The organism is Phytomonospora sp. NPDC050363 (assembly GCF_040655735.1).
Lineage (GTDB): Bacteria > Actinomycetota > Actinomycetes > Mycobacteriales > Micromonosporaceae > Phytomonospora.
In genome coordinates, this window is the sequence record NZ_JBFAKK010000027.1 from 12,396 (window position 1) to 27,046 (window position 14,651).

Annotated in this window: 14 protein-coding genes; 6 read left to right on the forward strand and 8 right to left on the reverse strand. The window is 71.6% G+C overall.

The genetic code is table 11. From position 1 onward, the window contains the following. The first annotated feature begins 73 nt into the window (after positions 1 to 73). A complete protein-coding gene (locus AB0I28_RS38345; RefSeq protein WP_357501044.1) occupies positions 74 to 1,153 on the forward strand; it encodes a hypothetical protein in 1,080 nt (359 codons plus the stop codon). Here the strand turns inward: AB0I28_RS38345 and AB0I28_RS38350 are convergent. After that, the gene (locus AB0I28_RS38350; RefSeq protein WP_357501045.1) at positions 1,150 to 2,133 is read right to left on the reverse strand and encodes a WYL domain-containing protein; all 984 of its coding nucleotides are present in this window, start codon (positions 2,131 to 2,133) and stop codon (positions 1,150 to 1,152) included. The genes AB0I28_RS38345 and AB0I28_RS38350 overlap by 4 nt on opposite strands. A gap of 116 nt (positions 2,134 to 2,249) precedes the next feature. On the opposite strand from AB0I28_RS38350, the gene AB0I28_RS38355 reads away from it, so the two are divergent. Together AB0I28_RS38355 and AB0I28_RS38360 are read left to right on the forward strand one after the other, a co-directional pair. Next, entirely contained in the window at positions 2,250 to 2,645 is a 396-nt protein-coding gene (locus AB0I28_RS38355; protein ID WP_357501077.1) for a RidA family protein, read from the forward strand. A 286-nt stretch (positions 2,646 to 2,931) separates the two neighbouring features. Continuing rightward, a complete protein-coding gene (locus AB0I28_RS38360; protein ID WP_357501046.1) occupies positions 2,932 to 3,108 on the forward strand; it encodes a hypothetical protein in 177 nt (58 codons plus the stop codon). A 142-nt stretch (positions 3,109 to 3,250) separates the two neighbouring features. Here AB0I28_RS38360 and AB0I28_RS38365 read toward each other — a convergent pair whose 3' ends face one another. From AB0I28_RS38365 to AB0I28_RS38380, 4 genes are all read right to left on the reverse strand, one after another. Next, complete coding sequence (locus AB0I28_RS38365; protein ID WP_357501047.1) at positions 3,251 to 3,664, reverse strand: VOC family protein; 414 nt, start codon at positions 3,662 to 3,664, stop codon at positions 3,251 to 3,253. Between the two features lie 38 nt (positions 3,665 to 3,702). After that, positions 3,703 to 4,137, reverse strand: coding sequence for a helix-turn-helix transcriptional regulator (locus AB0I28_RS38370; protein ID WP_357501048.1), 435 nt, complete (start codon positions 4,135 to 4,137; stop codon positions 3,703 to 3,705). 55 nt (positions 4,138 to 4,192) lie between these two features. Next, on the reverse strand, positions 4,193 to 4,396 hold the full coding sequence (locus tag AB0I28_RS38375) for a hypothetical protein (protein ID WP_357501049.1): 204 nt from the start codon (positions 4,394 to 4,396) through the stop codon (positions 4,193 to 4,195). 78 nt (positions 4,397 to 4,474) lie between these two features. Continuing rightward, positions 4,475 to 5,323 carry an alpha/beta hydrolase gene (locus AB0I28_RS38380; RefSeq protein WP_357501050.1) on the reverse strand — a complete coding sequence of 283 codons (849 nt, stop codon included), beginning with the start codon at positions 5,321 to 5,323 and terminating at the stop codon, positions 4,475 to 4,477. 249 nt (positions 5,324 to 5,572) lie between these two features. Between AB0I28_RS38380 and AB0I28_RS38385 the strand changes: the two genes are divergently transcribed. Then, positions 5,573 to 8,011, forward strand: a complete 2,439-nt coding sequence (locus AB0I28_RS38385) for a hypothetical protein (RefSeq protein ID WP_357501051.1) — start codon at positions 5,573 to 5,575, stop codon at positions 8,009 to 8,011. A 205-nt stretch (positions 8,012 to 8,216) separates the two neighbouring features. On the opposite strand, the gene AB0I28_RS38390 is transcribed toward AB0I28_RS38385, so the two are convergent. Both AB0I28_RS38390 and AB0I28_RS38395 read right to left on the reverse strand, forming a co-directional pair. Next, on the reverse strand, positions 8,217 to 9,479 hold the full coding sequence (locus tag AB0I28_RS38390) for a sialidase family protein (RefSeq protein WP_357501052.1): 1,263 nt from the start codon (positions 9,477 to 9,479) through the stop codon (positions 8,217 to 8,219). Positions 9,480 to 9,778: 299 nt separating this feature from the next. Further along, positions 9,779 to 10,576, reverse strand: a complete 798-nt coding sequence (locus AB0I28_RS38395) for a helix-turn-helix transcriptional regulator (RefSeq protein WP_357501053.1) — start codon at positions 10,574 to 10,576, stop codon at positions 9,779 to 9,781. 85 nt (positions 10,577 to 10,661) lie between these two features. On the opposite strand from AB0I28_RS38395, the gene AB0I28_RS38400 reads away from it, so the two are divergent. Together AB0I28_RS38400 and AB0I28_RS38405 are read left to right on the forward strand one after the other, a co-directional pair. Beyond that, the gene (locus tag AB0I28_RS38400; protein ID WP_357501054.1) at positions 10,662 to 10,994 is read left to right on the forward strand and encodes a nuclear transport factor 2 family protein; all 333 of its coding nucleotides are present in this window, start codon (positions 10,662 to 10,664) and stop codon (positions 10,992 to 10,994) included. 2 nt (positions 10,995 to 10,996) lie between these two features. Continuing rightward, positions 10,997 to 12,007: an NAD(P)-dependent alcohol dehydrogenase gene (locus tag AB0I28_RS38405; RefSeq protein ID WP_357501055.1), complete on the forward strand. Its 1,011-nt coding sequence runs from the start codon at positions 10,997 to 10,999 to the stop codon at positions 12,005 to 12,007. A 38-nt stretch (positions 12,008 to 12,045) separates the two neighbouring features. On the opposite strand, the gene AB0I28_RS38410 is transcribed toward AB0I28_RS38405, so the two are convergent. After that, a complete protein-coding gene (locus AB0I28_RS38410) occupies positions 12,046 to 14,574 on the reverse strand; it encodes a DUF4132 domain-containing protein (RefSeq protein WP_357501056.1) in 2,529 nt (842 codons plus the stop codon). Positions 14,575 to 14,651 lie beyond the last annotated feature (77 nt).

The following is a 14,651-nucleotide window of genomic DNA, read 5'->3' on the forward strand; positions in this document are numbered from 1 at the left end:
TCGGGGCTGGTTTGCGCCCAGGGTGCGGCGCGCTTGCGCGGGGAACAGCGGAGATCTTGGCAATGTTGACGACATGCCTTTACCGACCGGGGCCGCAACGTCGGCCCGGAATCCGCCGGACCATCGAAATGCCCGCGACTGGCGCGTTCTGCTCGCCACGGCTGCGGCGAGTGGAGCGGCCGGGCTGAGCGTCAACCAGCTTCACACCGACTTCGGCCGTCCCGGAACCGTGATCGCGATCGCCGTCGCGGCCCTCACGGGGTCGGTGGTCTTCCTCCGAGGGCTGCACCCGGAGGCGGCGCTGCGCCGGTTCGCGCGGTGGGCGCTGTTCGCGGTCACCGTCGCCGGCATCGGGATGGCTGCCTGGACTACCGGGGGATGGTCTGCCGGGGGCCTGATCGCCGCCTCGCTGGCGACCATGACCGCCGTGCTCCTGCCCACCGACCGGATCGTCGCGACCACGGTCCTGGCGGCCGCGAGCGCCGCCGGAATCGGTGTCGTCGCGTTGAGTTCGGCGATGGCGTCGGTTTTTCGGGCAGACGGTGCGCTCGCGCCCCTGATCGGCCTGTGTCTTGGGGCCGCGGGCTTGCTGGCGGCCGCAGGCTACCTCCGGGACAGCCCTTTACCGCTGGGCCTGAGCGGAATCGCCGCCGGAGCGGGGAGCATCATCGGGGCGGTCGTGTACATCCAGCAGGGCATTTCCCCGGTGGCCGCCCTGACGGGTTTCGCGATCGGAACCGCGGCGTGTGCGGTCGGGATCGGGTTCATGCGCGGCTGGCGACCGCTCACCGGCATCATGGCCATGGGCGCCGGTGCGGCGATCATCTGGGGTGGCACCCACGCGGTGTCGAGCGCGCGGCACTTGAGGGTCCTCGACGAGCTGGCCTATCTCGGCATCGGCGCCGCCGCGATCGGTATTGGTCTTGGCCACCTGTCCCGCAGCCGCAGGCTCACTTTCCTCACCGGGGTCATCGCCGCAAGCGCGACTCTCTGCGCCGGGTTCGCCTATTTCCTGACCGGCAGGCACTTGGGCGGCGTCACGGGGATCGGTGTCGGTCTGGCGGTTCTCGGCGCGACCCTGGCCTTGTCCAGCGTCGACACAACACTGCGCACCTGGTGGACCGCCGTGCGGCAGCCGCCCCCACCGGGCTAATCCCCACGCCGAGGCCCCACATACCTCTCCACCATCCCCTCCCCCCGCTCCCGCAACGCATCGCGCAGCCACTGCGGCGCCAGCGCCTCCCCGCCCGTCGAGAGCTGCCACAGCGCCCACACCGCGTGCCGCGCGTCCTGGAACGTCACCTCCATCCGCAGCCACCCGTCGGCGTCGGTGTCCTCCGCGAGAACCGCCAGGGCGGTGCCGACCAGCTCCTCGCGCCGCGCGGGGTCCAGCCGCACGAGCACGGCGACCTGCTCCCCGCCGGTCCGAAACCGCGTACTGCGCTCCTGCCAGGCGCGGCCGAGGTCGACGCGGTCGGAGCGCTCGGCGGCCTCGGCGAGTTCCTCGGCGGCGCGGATCCGCGACAGCCGGTAGGTGCGGTCCTCGCCGTCCCTCGCCGCGAGCAGGTAGCCCTGCCCTCGCACGGTGACCAGGCCGATCGGGTCGACCGTTCGCCACTGCGGCGCCTTGCCGACGGCCTCGTAGCGGATGCGCAGCTTGTGCCCGGCGAACACCGCGCGCCGGACCTCGATCATCGTCGAGTCGGGCACTTCCTCGCCTGCCTGCCGGCGGGCGAGCAGGTCGGTCTCGGGCTCGATGAGCAGCCGCTCGGCGACTCCGGCGGCGGCGTCGCGGTAGCTGTCGGGCAGCGCGTCGACGACCTTCAGCATCGCCGAAGCGAGCGCCGAGCCGAGGCCGAACACCTGCGCGCCCCTGCGTGAGCCGGCGACCAGCAGGGCGAGCGCCTCGTCGTGGTTGAGCCCGGTGAGTTCGGTCCGGAAGCCGGGCAGCAGCGCGAATCCGCCGTGCCGGCCGCGTTCGGCGTAGACGGGGACGCCCGCCGCCGACAGTGCCTCGACGTCGCGGAGCACGGTGCGGGTGGACACCTCCAGCTCGCGGGCCAGGGCGGTCGCCGACAGCCGGCCGTGCTGCCGCAGCAGGAGCACCAGGGAGACCAGGCGGTCGGCGCGCATGCCGAAATTGTGCCAGCAATACACGACAGGAGGTGTCGTGATTGCTTGGGAGGCTCATCGCAGGACGTCCGCAAGGGCGCGCCGAACCCGATGAGACGAATGGATCTGACGTGACGATGGAACGAACCGCGGTCAACCCGGTGACGTGGTCGGTGGAGATGGGATTCAACCAGGGCGAGGTCGTCTCCGGCCACACCCGGACCCTGTACTGCTCCGGGCAGACCGCCATGGACGCCGACGGCAAGCCGCAGCACGAGGGCGACATGGCGGCGCAGCTGGCGTTGAGCGTCGACAACCTGGAGGCCGTGCTGGCCGAGGCGGGGATGTCGCTGGCGAACCTGATCCGCCTCAACGTCTACACCACCGACGTCGACCTGCTCTTCCAGCACTACGGCGGGCTCGCCTCGCGACTGGGCGCCGCCCGCGTCGCGCCGGCCACCACGATGCTCGGGGTGACACGCCTGGCGATCCCGGGCCAGCTCGTCGAGCTCGAAGGCACCGCCGTCGCGTAGCGCATCGCCGCCCGTGCCGCGGAAAACGGCACGGGCGGCGCACAGAGGGGTCGCCGCGCGACTGCGCGCCGAGCACGGCGTCACCGTCACCGACCTGCGCCCGGAGTGAGCACCTGGCCCGATCACACAGACCCGCCCCCACCAGCCCAAACTCTGCCAGCTCATACAGATCAGGGCGAACTCGAACACTCCCCGTGTAACGACCACTCTCCCCACTCGCCCCTTGACTTTCCGTTCCCGATCACTAAGCTCCTGCCTCAAGTCCGATCTTCCCAAGGAGGCACGAATGCCCAAGATCACCGCAATCGCCGACCGTCTGCTCAACCGTCTCGCCCCCAAGGCGGCGGCCGACGCGTCCTGCGGCACGTACTACCAGTGCGACGGCGGCCCGAAGATCAAGTGCGTCATTTCCTGCGAGACCGGCGAGCACGTCTGTGAACTCGTCCCCGGCTGGTGCTGGTAACCCCGCGACCCGCACCCGACCCGCGTGAACCCCCGTAATCACGCACCCCGCACGTAAGGCCGACGGCGCCCGCGAGCCGTCGGCGCAGGAAGGACCACCCGGCAACCCCGGCATCCGCCAGGCGGTCCTTCCCCCGCACCGCTCAGCGCGGCTGCGTCAGCCTGATGCTGTTTCCCGACGGGTCGCGCAGCCCGGCGTCGATCCCGTAGGGCGTGTCGTTGGGCTCCTCGTTGAACTCCACGCCCCGCTCGCGCAGTTCCCGGTAGCTGGCGTGGCAGTCGGGGGTCGACAGGAACAGCGTCCCGGCGAACCCCTTCGCCATCAGCTCCCGGACCCGCTCGGCGGTCGCCTCGTCCATCACCGGCGCGCCCGGGATCGCCATGAGCACGAGCGTGAAGTCCTTCTGCCCGGGCGGGGCGACGGTCAGCCAGCGAAAGTCCCCCATCTCGGCCATCGTGACGTCCTGGCGTACCTCGAAGCCGAGCTTGCCGACGTAGAAATCGAGCGCGGCGTCCTGGTCGTGGACCCACAGCTGCGTTGAACCGATGGTGATCATTGCGCCCTCCGGCGTCGTCGTTGCCTGTCACGACCACGCTATTTCGGCTGGTGGGCGCTGTCTTCTCGAAACGTCCGGAGTACCGGCCGCCCGTAGACCTTCAGGACGCACGACGGGATCATCGCGTAGGCGGCGGCGGGCGGGAAACTCTCGCGGTAGGCCGTCGGGGGCTTGCCGAACATGCGCGTGAAGCTGGTCGTGAAGGATCCGACGCTGCTCAGGCCCACGTCGCAGCAGATCCGCGCGACGGTCCGGTCGGTGTGCCGCAGGAGGGCGGCGGCCCGTTCGAGGCGACGGGTGAGGAGGTAGGCGTGGGGCGTCTCGCCGAAGGCGCGGCGGAACTCCTGACTGAAATGAGCCCGCGACAGGCCGGCGGCGCGGGCGAGGCCGGCGACGGTGAGCCCGTCGGCGTAGCGCGCGTCGGCGAGGTCCCTGGCGCGAAGAAGGTGCCGGGCCGGCGGGACTGGGGCCATACCCGCAAGGTACCGCCGGGCTCCGACGAGAACGCGGAACCCGGCGGATCTTCGATCAGGTGCAGCAGCCGACCGAGCTACAGCCGGTGGGGTTGGTCGGTGTGCCCCCGCAGCTCTGGCGGACGCGGGTGAAAGGCCCGCAGATCGACAGGTGCGGCGGAACACAGCGGTAGAAGTTGAGCCCGATGTCGGCCGACGCGCTGGTGTGGCCGACGAGACGGTCGATGATGCGGTCGCTTAAGTTGCGGAAGAGTTTCATGACGATGACTCCCTCACATGCGTGGGTCCACATTGGACGAGAGTCTGCCATGCCTTACCGGTACAGGCAAGAATACTTTCAGTTTCCCTGGTCCTCGCGGCGCAGCAGCCAGCGCAGGATCTCGGGCGTCGCGTCGAAGTGCCCGGCGTGCCCGGCGGTGGGATCGATGCGCACGTCCGCGCCCGGCATGCGTTCCGCCAGCCAGTGCGCATGCGTGACCGGTACGGTCGAGTCGACGCCTCCGTGCCACAGCAGCACCGGCACCATGACCATCCCCGGATCGAAGCCCCAGGGTTTCCCGAAGAGCGCCATCACGTCGTCGACCCATCCGCCGACCCCCGGCCGCACGCCCTCGGCGAAGGCCGCGCCGATCATCTCGCGCACCTCCGGCCGGGCCAGCACCTCCGCCTCGACGGGCGGCAACTGCGGCGGCGCGGCCGTCCCCGCCGCCAGCAGGAGCTCCTCGACGGCCTCGCGCCCGAGCAGCGCGGCCTTGGCGCTGAGGACGTTTCCCTCCATCATCCCGGCGGTCCAGTCGAGACCGTCGGCGTCGCGCGGGGCGATCGCGGCGAGCGTCGCCACGCGGGAAACCCGGGTCGGGTGGGCGGCGGCGAAGGCCAGCGCGTGCGGCCCGCCGCCGGAGACCCCGAACAGCGGGAAACGCCCGAGGCCGAGATGGTCGGCGATCGCCTCGATGTCATCGGCGGCGTCGGCGACGACCCGACCCGGCCTGGCGTCCGAGCGGCCCACCCCCGGCCGGTCGTAGGTGATGAGCCGGACGCCCAGCTCGGTGAACAGCGCCGGATCGGGGTACCGGGCGAGCCGGCTCATGGGACTGCCGGCGGCGTACACGACCGGCGTGCCGTCCTCGACGCCCCACTCCTCGACGGCAAGGGTCCGGCCATCGCCGGTGATCACTTCGCGCATGTTGCGAAGCTAGGCCCATGTCGGCGGTTCCACCAGCGTTTTCACCCTGAGAGGAATCCGCGCACGGAACCGCACTGCAACGGCAGCCTCAGCCAGACCGACGGATAGGCCAAGTGGGTCGTGCCGGTCTACGCCTGGGACTCCACCCCTGACGGGAAGTTCTTCCCGCACTGCTGACCGGGCGGCACCGGCGGCCCGTGTCGCCGGCGCCCTCTAGGGTGGTCGATCACCACCCCGGAGAGGACGCCCGTGCACCCCGACCAGACGGCCGCCGTCGCGCTGCTCGCCACCATCGACTCCTCCGACTGGCCGAGGCTGATCTCGGGCGCGCGGCAGGCGGTCGCCGCGTGCCTGTCGGCGGGCTCGCCGCCGAGCGGACTCGTCCGGCTCGTCCTGGCCGGCGACGACGCGGAACTGCTGCGGGCCCTCGCCGGCAACCCCCTCGCCCGGTTCGACCCGGCCGCGCGCGAGCGCTTCGCGACCACCGCCGGCCTCTCGATCGCGTGGGACACGATGGCGAAAGGACGGCACTGGACCTACCGCGACTGGGAACGGCTGCTCGCCCGCCACGACCCCGCGACACCCGATGGGCGGGCGCGCCTTGAGGGGGGCGGGGCCCGCGACATCCCCCATGGTCTGCCGACGGTGCTCGCGCTGTCCCCGATCCGCAGCCACAACGAGGTCGCCCTCCGGCTCTCCGCAGACCGGCTGACGACCCGCGAGCAGGTGCGCACCCTCGTCAACGCCCAGCGCCACTCGGGCGACGGCGAGGTCGCCGCCGTCATCGGCCGCTTCGACCTCTCGGCCGGGACACGTGCCCTGAAAGCCCTCGCCGGCGAGGGTCTCGAAGCGCTCGCCGCCGAGCTGGACCGCACGGAGACCGCGATCGCCGAACTGCGGTCCGCGCCCGACGAAAGGGCCGAGGCCCACGCCCGCGAGCGTGCCGACCTGGACTGGTCGCTGATCGCCGGCGCGCACGCGGCCGAGCCCTTCGGCGCGGCGGCCGCGGCGAGCCTGTGCGCCCGCGACGACTGCCCCGCCGACCTGCGGACGGCGCTGTTCACCGCGCACCCGGCGGCCGTCGCCGAGACCTTCCCGTCTCCGCCGGTCGAGCTGTTCTCGTTGCCGCTCAAGGGATCCGGCCGTGCCAAAGCGCTCCGCACGCTCACCGGGCGCTTCCTCGACGACGGCCGGATCGCCGAACTCGTGGAGCACGCGCGACCGGCCTCGGCGGTGCTGGAGTCGGCGCGCCGCGCCGACTCGCTCGAACCCACGGTCTGGCGGCTGCGACCGGTGCACGCCGTCCTCGGCCGCGTCCTGGCGGCGACGGTCCGGTCCGACGTCGGCGCGTGGCGAACGCTGCGGCGGCTTCTCAAGGCCCACAAGGGAACCGTCGGGCAGCTGTGCGAGATGGCCGCCGCCGCTCCCGACGACCACGGCCCCTGGCCGGAGGCCGAAGCACTGCCCGCCCTGGACGTCAAGAGCGGCTTCACCGGTGCCCGCAAGGCTTTCGTCGTCCTGCTCGACGCCGCCGGGGCCGAGACGCAGCTGGCCCTGCTGCCGCACCTCGACGAGCGGACCGCCGCCGACCTGTTCGTGCACGGGGTCTGGCGCCGCGAGTGGTTCGGCCATGTCATGGAGAACGGCTCGCCGGGCCTGCGACTGGCCTTCGCGCGCACGCGCGGAACCCTTGCCGTCGAACAGGTCCAGCGGATGCTCGACCTCGGCGATCCCGATCTGACCGCCGCGATCGCGCTGCGCAGGCCGATGACGGCCGCGCAGATCGCCCACGTCATGTCCGGCCGTGCCTTCGCCGGTCACACCGCCGACGGCGAGGTCTTCCCCGCCGAGTTGCGGGCGCGTTTCCTGGCCACGACGGGCGGGTGGCATGCCCGGCACGCCATCACCTGTGCCGATCCGGTGGTGCAGCGCCACATCCTGCGGCACGTGCGGGTTCGTGGGAAGGTCCCGCAACTGCGGCTGCTGCTCGACGTGTGGGAGCGGCACGGCCGCGACACCATGCTGTCCCTTGTGGACGAGGACCTTGAGCCGCTGAAGTACACCAGCGCGGAGTTCCAGCTCGGCGTCGTCGAGCGGGTCCGAGAGACGGCCGCCGCCGAGGACGAGGAGGCCGAGAAGGAGCGGCTGCGCGCCTATCTCGCCGAGCGGGAGACTCCCGCGTGGCAGATCGCGCGCCTGCGCGACCCGGACTTCTCCACACATGAGAGTCACGACTGGTTCTGGCCCGAGATCGCCGCCGCGCACGCCGAGAAGCCGATCTACTACGTCGAAGGAGTGCGCTCGGCTCCCGGTGGCGAGGCCTTGGAGCCGCCGCCGGACCGCCCCGAACTCGCCGCGCTCGAAAGCGGCGCGACCTGCGCGGCGGCCTTCCCCGACATTTCGCGGACCGACTTCTCGTACACGCGCGACTGGATGCTCCGGGCGATCGATGCCGGACTCGTCGACTGGGCCGAGTTGTTCGCCCACGGCCGCCCGGCGGCCCACATCCTCGCCGCCGCGGGCGCGGACGGCGCCGACCGCTGGCTGCCCGGCCTGCGGGAGGCCATCGGCGGCCGCGAGCTCACGTCGGAGGCGCTGCTCATGGCGCTGCGGATGCTGCCGGACTTCGCCGGCACGGTCCCGGAGCTGCTCGCGACGGCCGCGGAGGTGACGGGCGAGGGCGAATAGGGCGTGCCCCTGCAGATGTGGCGGTCTGGCGGTGCGCCGTGGCGTGATCCGCCTCAACACCATTGCCCGTGGAAGACCTGCCGGGCGCGATCGGGCACCGCACGCATCGGTGAACGCCCCCGCCCGCAGTTCACGTTCCGGGCCGGGACGCTTCGCACGCGCCCGCGGGTCAAGCGGGTCGTACGGCTCGGGCGCGCCGTACACGTCAGCCGGGCACGATCCAGCTCGGAGTGCACCGGCGGAGCACCACGGCGCACGGCGAGTTGTAGTTCAGGTCGTACTGCGACGGGTTGTCGCTGAGGACCCTGCGGGCCTCGACCAGCGCGAGAATGATCCCGGTCCCGGTCGAGGTCAGGGCCGAGTAGCCGCCCTCACGCAGGTTTCCGGCGAGGTTCCCCTCGCTCGCCAGCGGGTCCTCGCTCAGCGGCCTGCGGTACTCGGACCACGTTTCGCCGTCGTCGGGACTCGCGCGCAATGTCATCTCGTAGCGGTTGTCGAGGGTGTGGCTCGCGGAGTTGAGGTGGATCAGGTACGGGTCGCCGTTGATCGAGTGCGAGATCTGGGCGCCGTGGCAGCCGGGGTCGATGATCTGGGCGCGCCAGTGCTCGTCGCCGAACATCTGCCATTCGCCCGGGTTCCCGATGGCGACCCGACGGGCGTGGGGGTAGGTCCCTCCCCCCTTGATCTCGTGGTTCAGCGCACGGTAGTTCAAGATCAGCTGCCCGTCCGACCGCTCCGCGACGGTTCCCTCCCCGTACGGCAGTCCCGCCAGTCCGTTGGGGACGCGGTGACCGATCCAGTCGCCGCCCGGCTCCTTGATGATCAGGCGCCCCCTCGCCGGGACCACGAGGCTTCCGTCGGCGCGCTGGATCCCGTTGCCGGGCCCGATGAAGTCGTTCGCCGGACGGCCGTCGTCGGACCGCCGGTTCAGGTCGTTGCGCACGACCGGGTCCGCCCACGTCGCCCCGTTGTCGTCGGACGTGGTGAGGTAGACCTTGGGGTCCACGTCCTGGAGCGACCCGGGTTGCCGGCGCAGCATGAAGCAGTAGAGCCGACCCGTGGTCCGGTCGTGGACCAGCGTGGAGTTCGCCCAGCTGTAGAGGGTCGCCCCGGCGAATCCGGTCACCGGGCTCCAGGTCAGCCCGGAGTCGGTCGACCGGCGCATCAGCAGGTTGTGGTTCCCGCTTTCGTCGGCGACTCCGTCCGGGCGGCCCTGTGCGATCGCCACGACGACGCTCGAACCCGGGATCGCGAAGATCGCGCCCATCCGGACCGAGTGGTAGAAGCCGCTGCCGCTCGGCTTGGGAATGGCCGCCCCGCCCGCTCGGGCGTCGCCGAAGAGCATCTTGCTCTCCATCCCGTCGGGATCGAGGGCGAACGCCTGTTGCGGGAACGCCGCCCCCACCCCGCTGAGCCCGAGTGCGGCAGCACCGGCCGCTCCGAAAAGTTTGCGACGCGATAACGCCATGATTCATCCCTCACAGACCTCGTAGGAAGCACGGTGGACGATGCCGTCAGGCTCGCCCGGACCAGCTCAGCTTGCAGGCATGGAGCGAGCGTCACAAGGCAGGACACCGGCAGGCGGGAGGCAGTGAAACCGCGCCGCGTCACCGGTCGATGACCGTCGACCGGTCGTGGCCGGCTCGTCGGGACGGCCGACGGCGACGGCGTTTCAGGCACGCCTGGGATCGACCGCGGCGAGTGCGGTCGCTTGTGGTCGGTGTGCGCCCGGGGAGGCTTTCTGCGCCGGTGGCCGCCAGGCCGCGACTACCCAGGCACCGGCTGGCCCGCCCGCCGGCGGAGCTCGTCGGCGGTCGCGTCGTCGGCCGGCAGGAAGGCCTCCAGGTGCAGCTCGGCGAGGGTCACGTCGACGGCCGTCGCGAAAGAGGTCAGCGTGGTCAGCAGGCTCAGTTCGCCGTCGCCGTGGCGAAGCCGCAGGGGAACGGCGAAGCCGAGGTGGTCGGGGCCGGGCGGGCTCTGCGGAACATAGGACTCCAGTTCGGCGATGAAGTCGTCGAGCTCGGCGGTGTCGCCGCGCAGCGCCCGCAGCCGCACGAGGGAGTCGATGATGTGGCGGCCCCACGCCTCGATGTTGACGACGCGGGGCGCCAGCCCTTCGGGGTGCAGGGCGACCCGCAGGATGTTCACGGGCGGTTTGAGCAGCCAGGGCGCCGAACCCTCGGTGAGCACCGACATCGCCGGGTTCGCCGCGACCACGTCGCCGTAGGCGCGCACGATCACGGCCGGGTAGGGCATGTGGCCCTCGATGATGCGGTGCAGGGCGTCGCGGACCGGGCGCAGCGCCGGCTCGTCGAGGCCGCTCTCGGGGTAGACGGGCGCGTATCCGGCGGTGAGCAGCAGGTCGTTGCGCTCCCGCAGGGTCAGTTGCAGCGACTCGGCCAGCCGCAGCACCATCGCGCGCCCGGGCCGCGACCGTCCGCTCTCGACGAAGCTCAGGTGCCGCTGCGTCGTACCGGCCCGCGCGGCCAGTTCGAGCTGGCTGATGCGGCGCATGCCGCGCCAGTGCTGGAGCGCCGGCCCGAAGCGCGCGTTCACCGTGGTCATGGCCCAGTTGTAGCCCATTCGATCATGTCACCGCCATTCCTTCGAGGGAATTGCCGAGCCGACGCGGCGGGCACAGGATCGTGCCATGACCGACATCCACACCGTGCTGAAGACCTACAAGGACGCCTTCTCCACCCACGACCCCAGCGGCCTGGCCGGCATCCTGGCCAAGGACATCGTCGTCGAACGCGCACAGGGCGGCACCGCCGACGGCCACGCCGCCGCGCTCGAACTGTGGACCGCGATCGCCACCGACACCGGCGGCGAGTTCGACATCGAGGACGAGATCGTGGCCGGCGAGCTGGCCGTGCTCACCTGGACCTTCCGCTACGAGGGCGGCTTCACCAGGGGCGCCAACCTGCTCAAGATCCGCGACGGCCGCGTCTACCACGCCGTCGGCTACACGAAGACGAACTGACCGTGCGCTCCTATCACTTCGATTCCTTCGACGGCACCGGTCTCGTCTCGCACGAGCACGACGTGCCCGAGCCCGGTCCGGGACAGCTCCTGGTGCGGGTCAAGGCGGCCACCTTCAACAAGCGGGACGACCTGATCGCGCGCGGCCGCTATCCGCTGCCGCCCCGGCCGGGCGTGGTCGCGCTCAGCGACGGGGCCGGCGAGGTGGCCGCGGCCGGCGAGGGCGTCACGCGCTTCGGCGTCGGCGACCGGGTCGCCGGAAGCTACTGGAACCGCTGGCACGACGGGAGACTGGACGCCTCCATGCTCGATCAGCTCGGTTGCACCCACGACGGGATGCTCACCGAGTACGCGCTGCTCGACGAGGGGGCCGCCGCGCCCGTGCCGGCTCACCTGACGTGGGCGGAGGCGGCGACGCTGCCCTGCGCGGGCGTGACGGCATGGACGTCGATCACCGGCGGCCCCGAGCTTCCCGCCGGCGCCACCGTGCTGACCTTGGGGACCGGCGGGGTCTCGCTGTACGCCGTGCAGCTCGCCAAGGCCCTCGGGTACCGCGTGATCGCGACGACGTCGAGTCCCGAGAAGGCCGAGCGGGTAAGAGGACTGGGCGCCGACGCGGTCGTCGACTATCGCGAGACGCCGACATGGAGTGCGGCGGTTCGCCGGCTCACCGGCGGACTCGGCGCCGACCTCGTCGTCGACACGATGGGCCCCGAGACGGTCAACGAGTCAATTCGGGCGTCCTCGCTGTACGGGCAGGTCGTGCTGCTGACGACCTACTCCGACACCGCCGCCGACATCACCGTCGCCGGCGCCGACTGGGCGCAGACGATGGCCGGGATCCGGCGCGTCTTCGTCGGCAGCCGCGGCGATCTGGAGGACCTCGGCAAGGTCGTGGAGTCCGCCGCGATCCGGCCGGTCGTGGACCGGGTCTTCGGCTTCGACGAGGCCGCCGAGGCCTTCGCGTACTACCGGACCGGCCGCGCCTTCGGCAAGGTCGTCGTGGAGATCTGACGGACGAGCGCCGTCCCTTGTGGACGGCGCTCGCACCGCTAGCGCATCTGCCGCGTGATCGTCGGGTCGGTGATCTCGTCGTCCTTGGTCAGCATCATCGCCTTGCTCAGGATGATGGCGAGGGTCCGGTCGCCTTCGAAGGGCAGGAAGAGCCGCTCGGGCCCCTTCGCCGCGCCCTGCCCGGGCACGATGCACAGGTACTTGTCGCCCGGCGTCATGAGGATGTTGCCCGAACCGAGGTGGATCTTGTAACCGCGCCTTCGTCCCTGTACCACCAGGAAGCGCCCCTCGACTTTCGCGACGTCGGCGATCGCGAGGCGCGGAACGAGGCGTTCCAGGATCTCGCGGCGGGTCTGCGCGGTCGCCGACAGCTCGCCGAAGCTGTAGTCGGACCAGTAGTCGCGGAAGCGTCCTTCGGGGCCGCCGTCCTGCCAGGTCGGGTCGTTGCCGACGCTGGCGACGCCGACGAACAGGTCGACGTCGCGCAGCACCTCGCTGAGCACCAGCGGCGGGATGTCGGCCAGCGGCAGCGGTTCGGCGGGATCGGCGCCGTAGAGACGCTGCCCGTATCCGCCGCCGGAGGCGTGCGCGGAGGAAGCGGGCGCGTCGAGCGGGTAGAAGCGGACCTGGTCGGTGACCAGCCGCAGGTAGCTGCCCGAGTCGGTGGTGTCCACGCCGTAGTCGTCGCCGATGCCCTCGACCCAGAACTCCGCGCGCAGGTTCCAGCGCGGCAGTTCGCGGGTGGTCGGCGGGTACTCGTCGTCGACCATCAGCCGCAGCCTGTTCTTCCATCCCCTGATCGCGGCGAGGGAGTGGTACTGGTGCTGGCGGAGGATGTGCGCGGCGAAGCGGTTGGAGTAGACGCGGGTGTTCTCCTCGGCGGCGGTGAGCGGGTAGACCTCGCGGTGCGCCTGTTTGAAGGGCTGGGTGATCTCGTGGCGCTCCAGCCATTCGCGCCAGGACAGGATCTCGGCGACGTCCCGTGAGATCGGGTGCCACAGGCGCACGACCGCGTCGGGCGCGGCCTCGACGACCTCGTCGCCGACTCCCCGCAGCTCACCGTCGGCGAAACCGGCGGTCACGTCGCCGACCGTCCACAGCAGACGCCGGGCGAGCGTGCCGACCAGCGGGTGGTCGAGGTAGCGCTCGCGCCAGACGTCGAGGCGCCATTCGCGCTGGGCGAGGAAGAGCTTGTCGAGGCGCTCGGTCTGGGCGGTGAGCATCGTGCCGACGTCCTTGACCGCGCCTTTCAGCTCGGCCAGCCGCTCGGCGTGGTCGCGCTTCACGGCGGCGGGCACCGATTTCACGGCCTTTCCGGCGGCGTTCGTCCACTGGAGCCGGACACCGCCGTCGACGAGCAGTTCGGCGGTGACGTCGCCCAGCCGCTCGGCGCCGCGCCCGACCTCGGTGAGGCCGTAGGCGGGGACGGCCATCTCCTCGACCTCGTCGCGGCTGAGCCCCAGCGCCTCGGCGCGGGCGTCGAGGGCGGCCTCGACGAGTTTGAGGGTTCCCTTGTACGTCACCCGGGTGGCGAGGCGGGCCAGCTGCGCCAGCGCCTCAGGGCTGTCCATCATCGACAGCGCGTGCACGGCCGCGTTGGCGACCTTCGGCGTGTGCGGGCCGATCCCGGCGACCTTCTTCAGCGCGTACTCGACCACGCCGGCCGCCGCCCGGGCGCTCTCGGCGTTCGACGCGGCGATCCCGAGGGTCCAGACCATGCCCCGCATCGCGGTGGCGTTGAAGGGATCCAGAGCCTGGTTGATCTCCGGGCCGTAGACGCTGTCGACCATGCGGAAGGTGCGCGGCCGGCCGGCGAGCGCGAGCCAGTCCACTATGGACGAGGTCACCTCGTCCTCGCCGAGCTCGGCGAGCAGCTCGCGGGTCCGGGCGGTCCACTTCGCGCTGGGCCTGGCGGTGGTCGCGGTGTTCATGTGCAGCAGGAAGTCCCGCCAGCCCGCGCCGAGTGCCGGGAGCCGGTCGAGGATCGTGTCGCTCCAGGTCTCGCCGGGGTTGAGGGGCATGGTGTCGAAGATCGCGGGGAGGTCGTTGAGGACGGTGGAGCCCGACCAGATGCCCGAGCGGCGCATCCCGGCGATCATCGGGCCGGTCAGTTCGCCCGCGGCGGCCAGCAGCATCGCCAGCTTGGGCAGCGGGTCGAAGGGGTAGTACTTCCACTCCAGCGCGACACGGCCGAACACGGCCCGCGCGGTGTTCAGCGAGGGCTTGAGCCGGGCGACGAGTTCGCCGGTGGCGGCGCGGACCGTCTCGGCGAACTCCTGCTCGCCGAGCGCGGCGACCCGTTCGTTGAGGGCGTGGACGAACCGGGCGCCGAGCTCGTCGGGCAGCGCGGCGATCTCCTTGCGGCGCCGCTGCCAGGAGAAGTCGTCGCCGGGGGCCTCGATGGCGATGATGAACTGGTCGGCGAGGGCGGCGGCGTCCTCGGAGGCCGCAGCGGCGCGGAAGCCCTCCATCGCGGCGGTCTCGGCGACCTCCCGCGCGGACCGCGCCCGCCGTTCGGCGCGGTTGGCCAGCAGCCGTTCGCGCAGGGCTTCGAGGTCGACGGTCATGGCACGCTCCTGTCGGGGTGCGGGCGCGGGGAAGACGGCGGGGCGCCCGTGTACCGAGGTTGTACACCGGTGATGCG

What these genes read in the sequence shown, in the direction of transcription:
- AB0I28_RS38345 (WP_357501044.1), top strand. Translation starts at nt 74, where the DNA reads ATGCCTTTACCGACCGGGGCCGCAACGTCGGCCCGGAATCCGCCGGAC.
- AB0I28_RS38350 (WP_357501045.1), bottom strand. Translation starts at nt 2,133, where the DNA reads ATGCGCGCCGACCGCCTGGTCTCCCTGGTGCTCCTGCTGCGGCAGCAC.
- AB0I28_RS38355 (WP_357501077.1), top strand. Translation starts at nt 2,250, where the DNA reads ATGGAACGAACCGCGGTCAACCCGGTGACGTGGTCGGTGGAGATGGGA.
- AB0I28_RS38360 (WP_357501046.1), top strand. Translation starts at nt 2,932, where the DNA reads ATGCCCAAGATCACCGCAATCGCCGACCGTCTGCTCAACCGTCTCGCC.
- AB0I28_RS38365 (WP_357501047.1), bottom strand. Translation starts at nt 3,664, where the DNA reads ATGATCACCATCGGTTCAACGCAGCTGTGGGTCCACGACCAGGACGCC.
- AB0I28_RS38370 (WP_357501048.1), bottom strand. Translation starts at nt 4,137, where the DNA reads ATGGCCCCAGTCCCGCCGGCCCGGCACCTTCTTCGCGCCAGGGACCTC.
- AB0I28_RS38375 (WP_357501049.1), bottom strand. Translation starts at nt 4,396, where the DNA reads ATGAAACTCTTCCGCAACTTAAGCGACCGCATCATCGACCGTCTCGTC.
- AB0I28_RS38380 (WP_357501050.1), bottom strand. Translation starts at nt 5,323, where the DNA reads ATGCGCGAAGTGATCACCGGCGATGGCCGGACCCTTGCCGTCGAGGAG.
- AB0I28_RS38390 (WP_357501052.1), bottom strand. Translation starts at nt 9,479, where the DNA reads ATGGCGTTATCGCGTCGCAAACTTTTCGGAGCGGCCGGTGCTGCCGCA.
- AB0I28_RS38395 (WP_357501053.1), bottom strand. Translation starts at nt 10,576, where the DNA reads ATGACCACGGTGAACGCGCGCTTCGGGCCGGCGCTCCAGCACTGGCGC.
- AB0I28_RS38400 (WP_357501054.1), top strand. Translation starts at nt 10,662, where the DNA reads ATGACCGACATCCACACCGTGCTGAAGACCTACAAGGACGCCTTCTCC.
- AB0I28_RS38410 (WP_357501056.1), bottom strand. Translation starts at nt 14,574, where the DNA reads ATGACCGTCGACCTCGAAGCCCTGCGCGAACGGCTGCTGGCCAACCGC.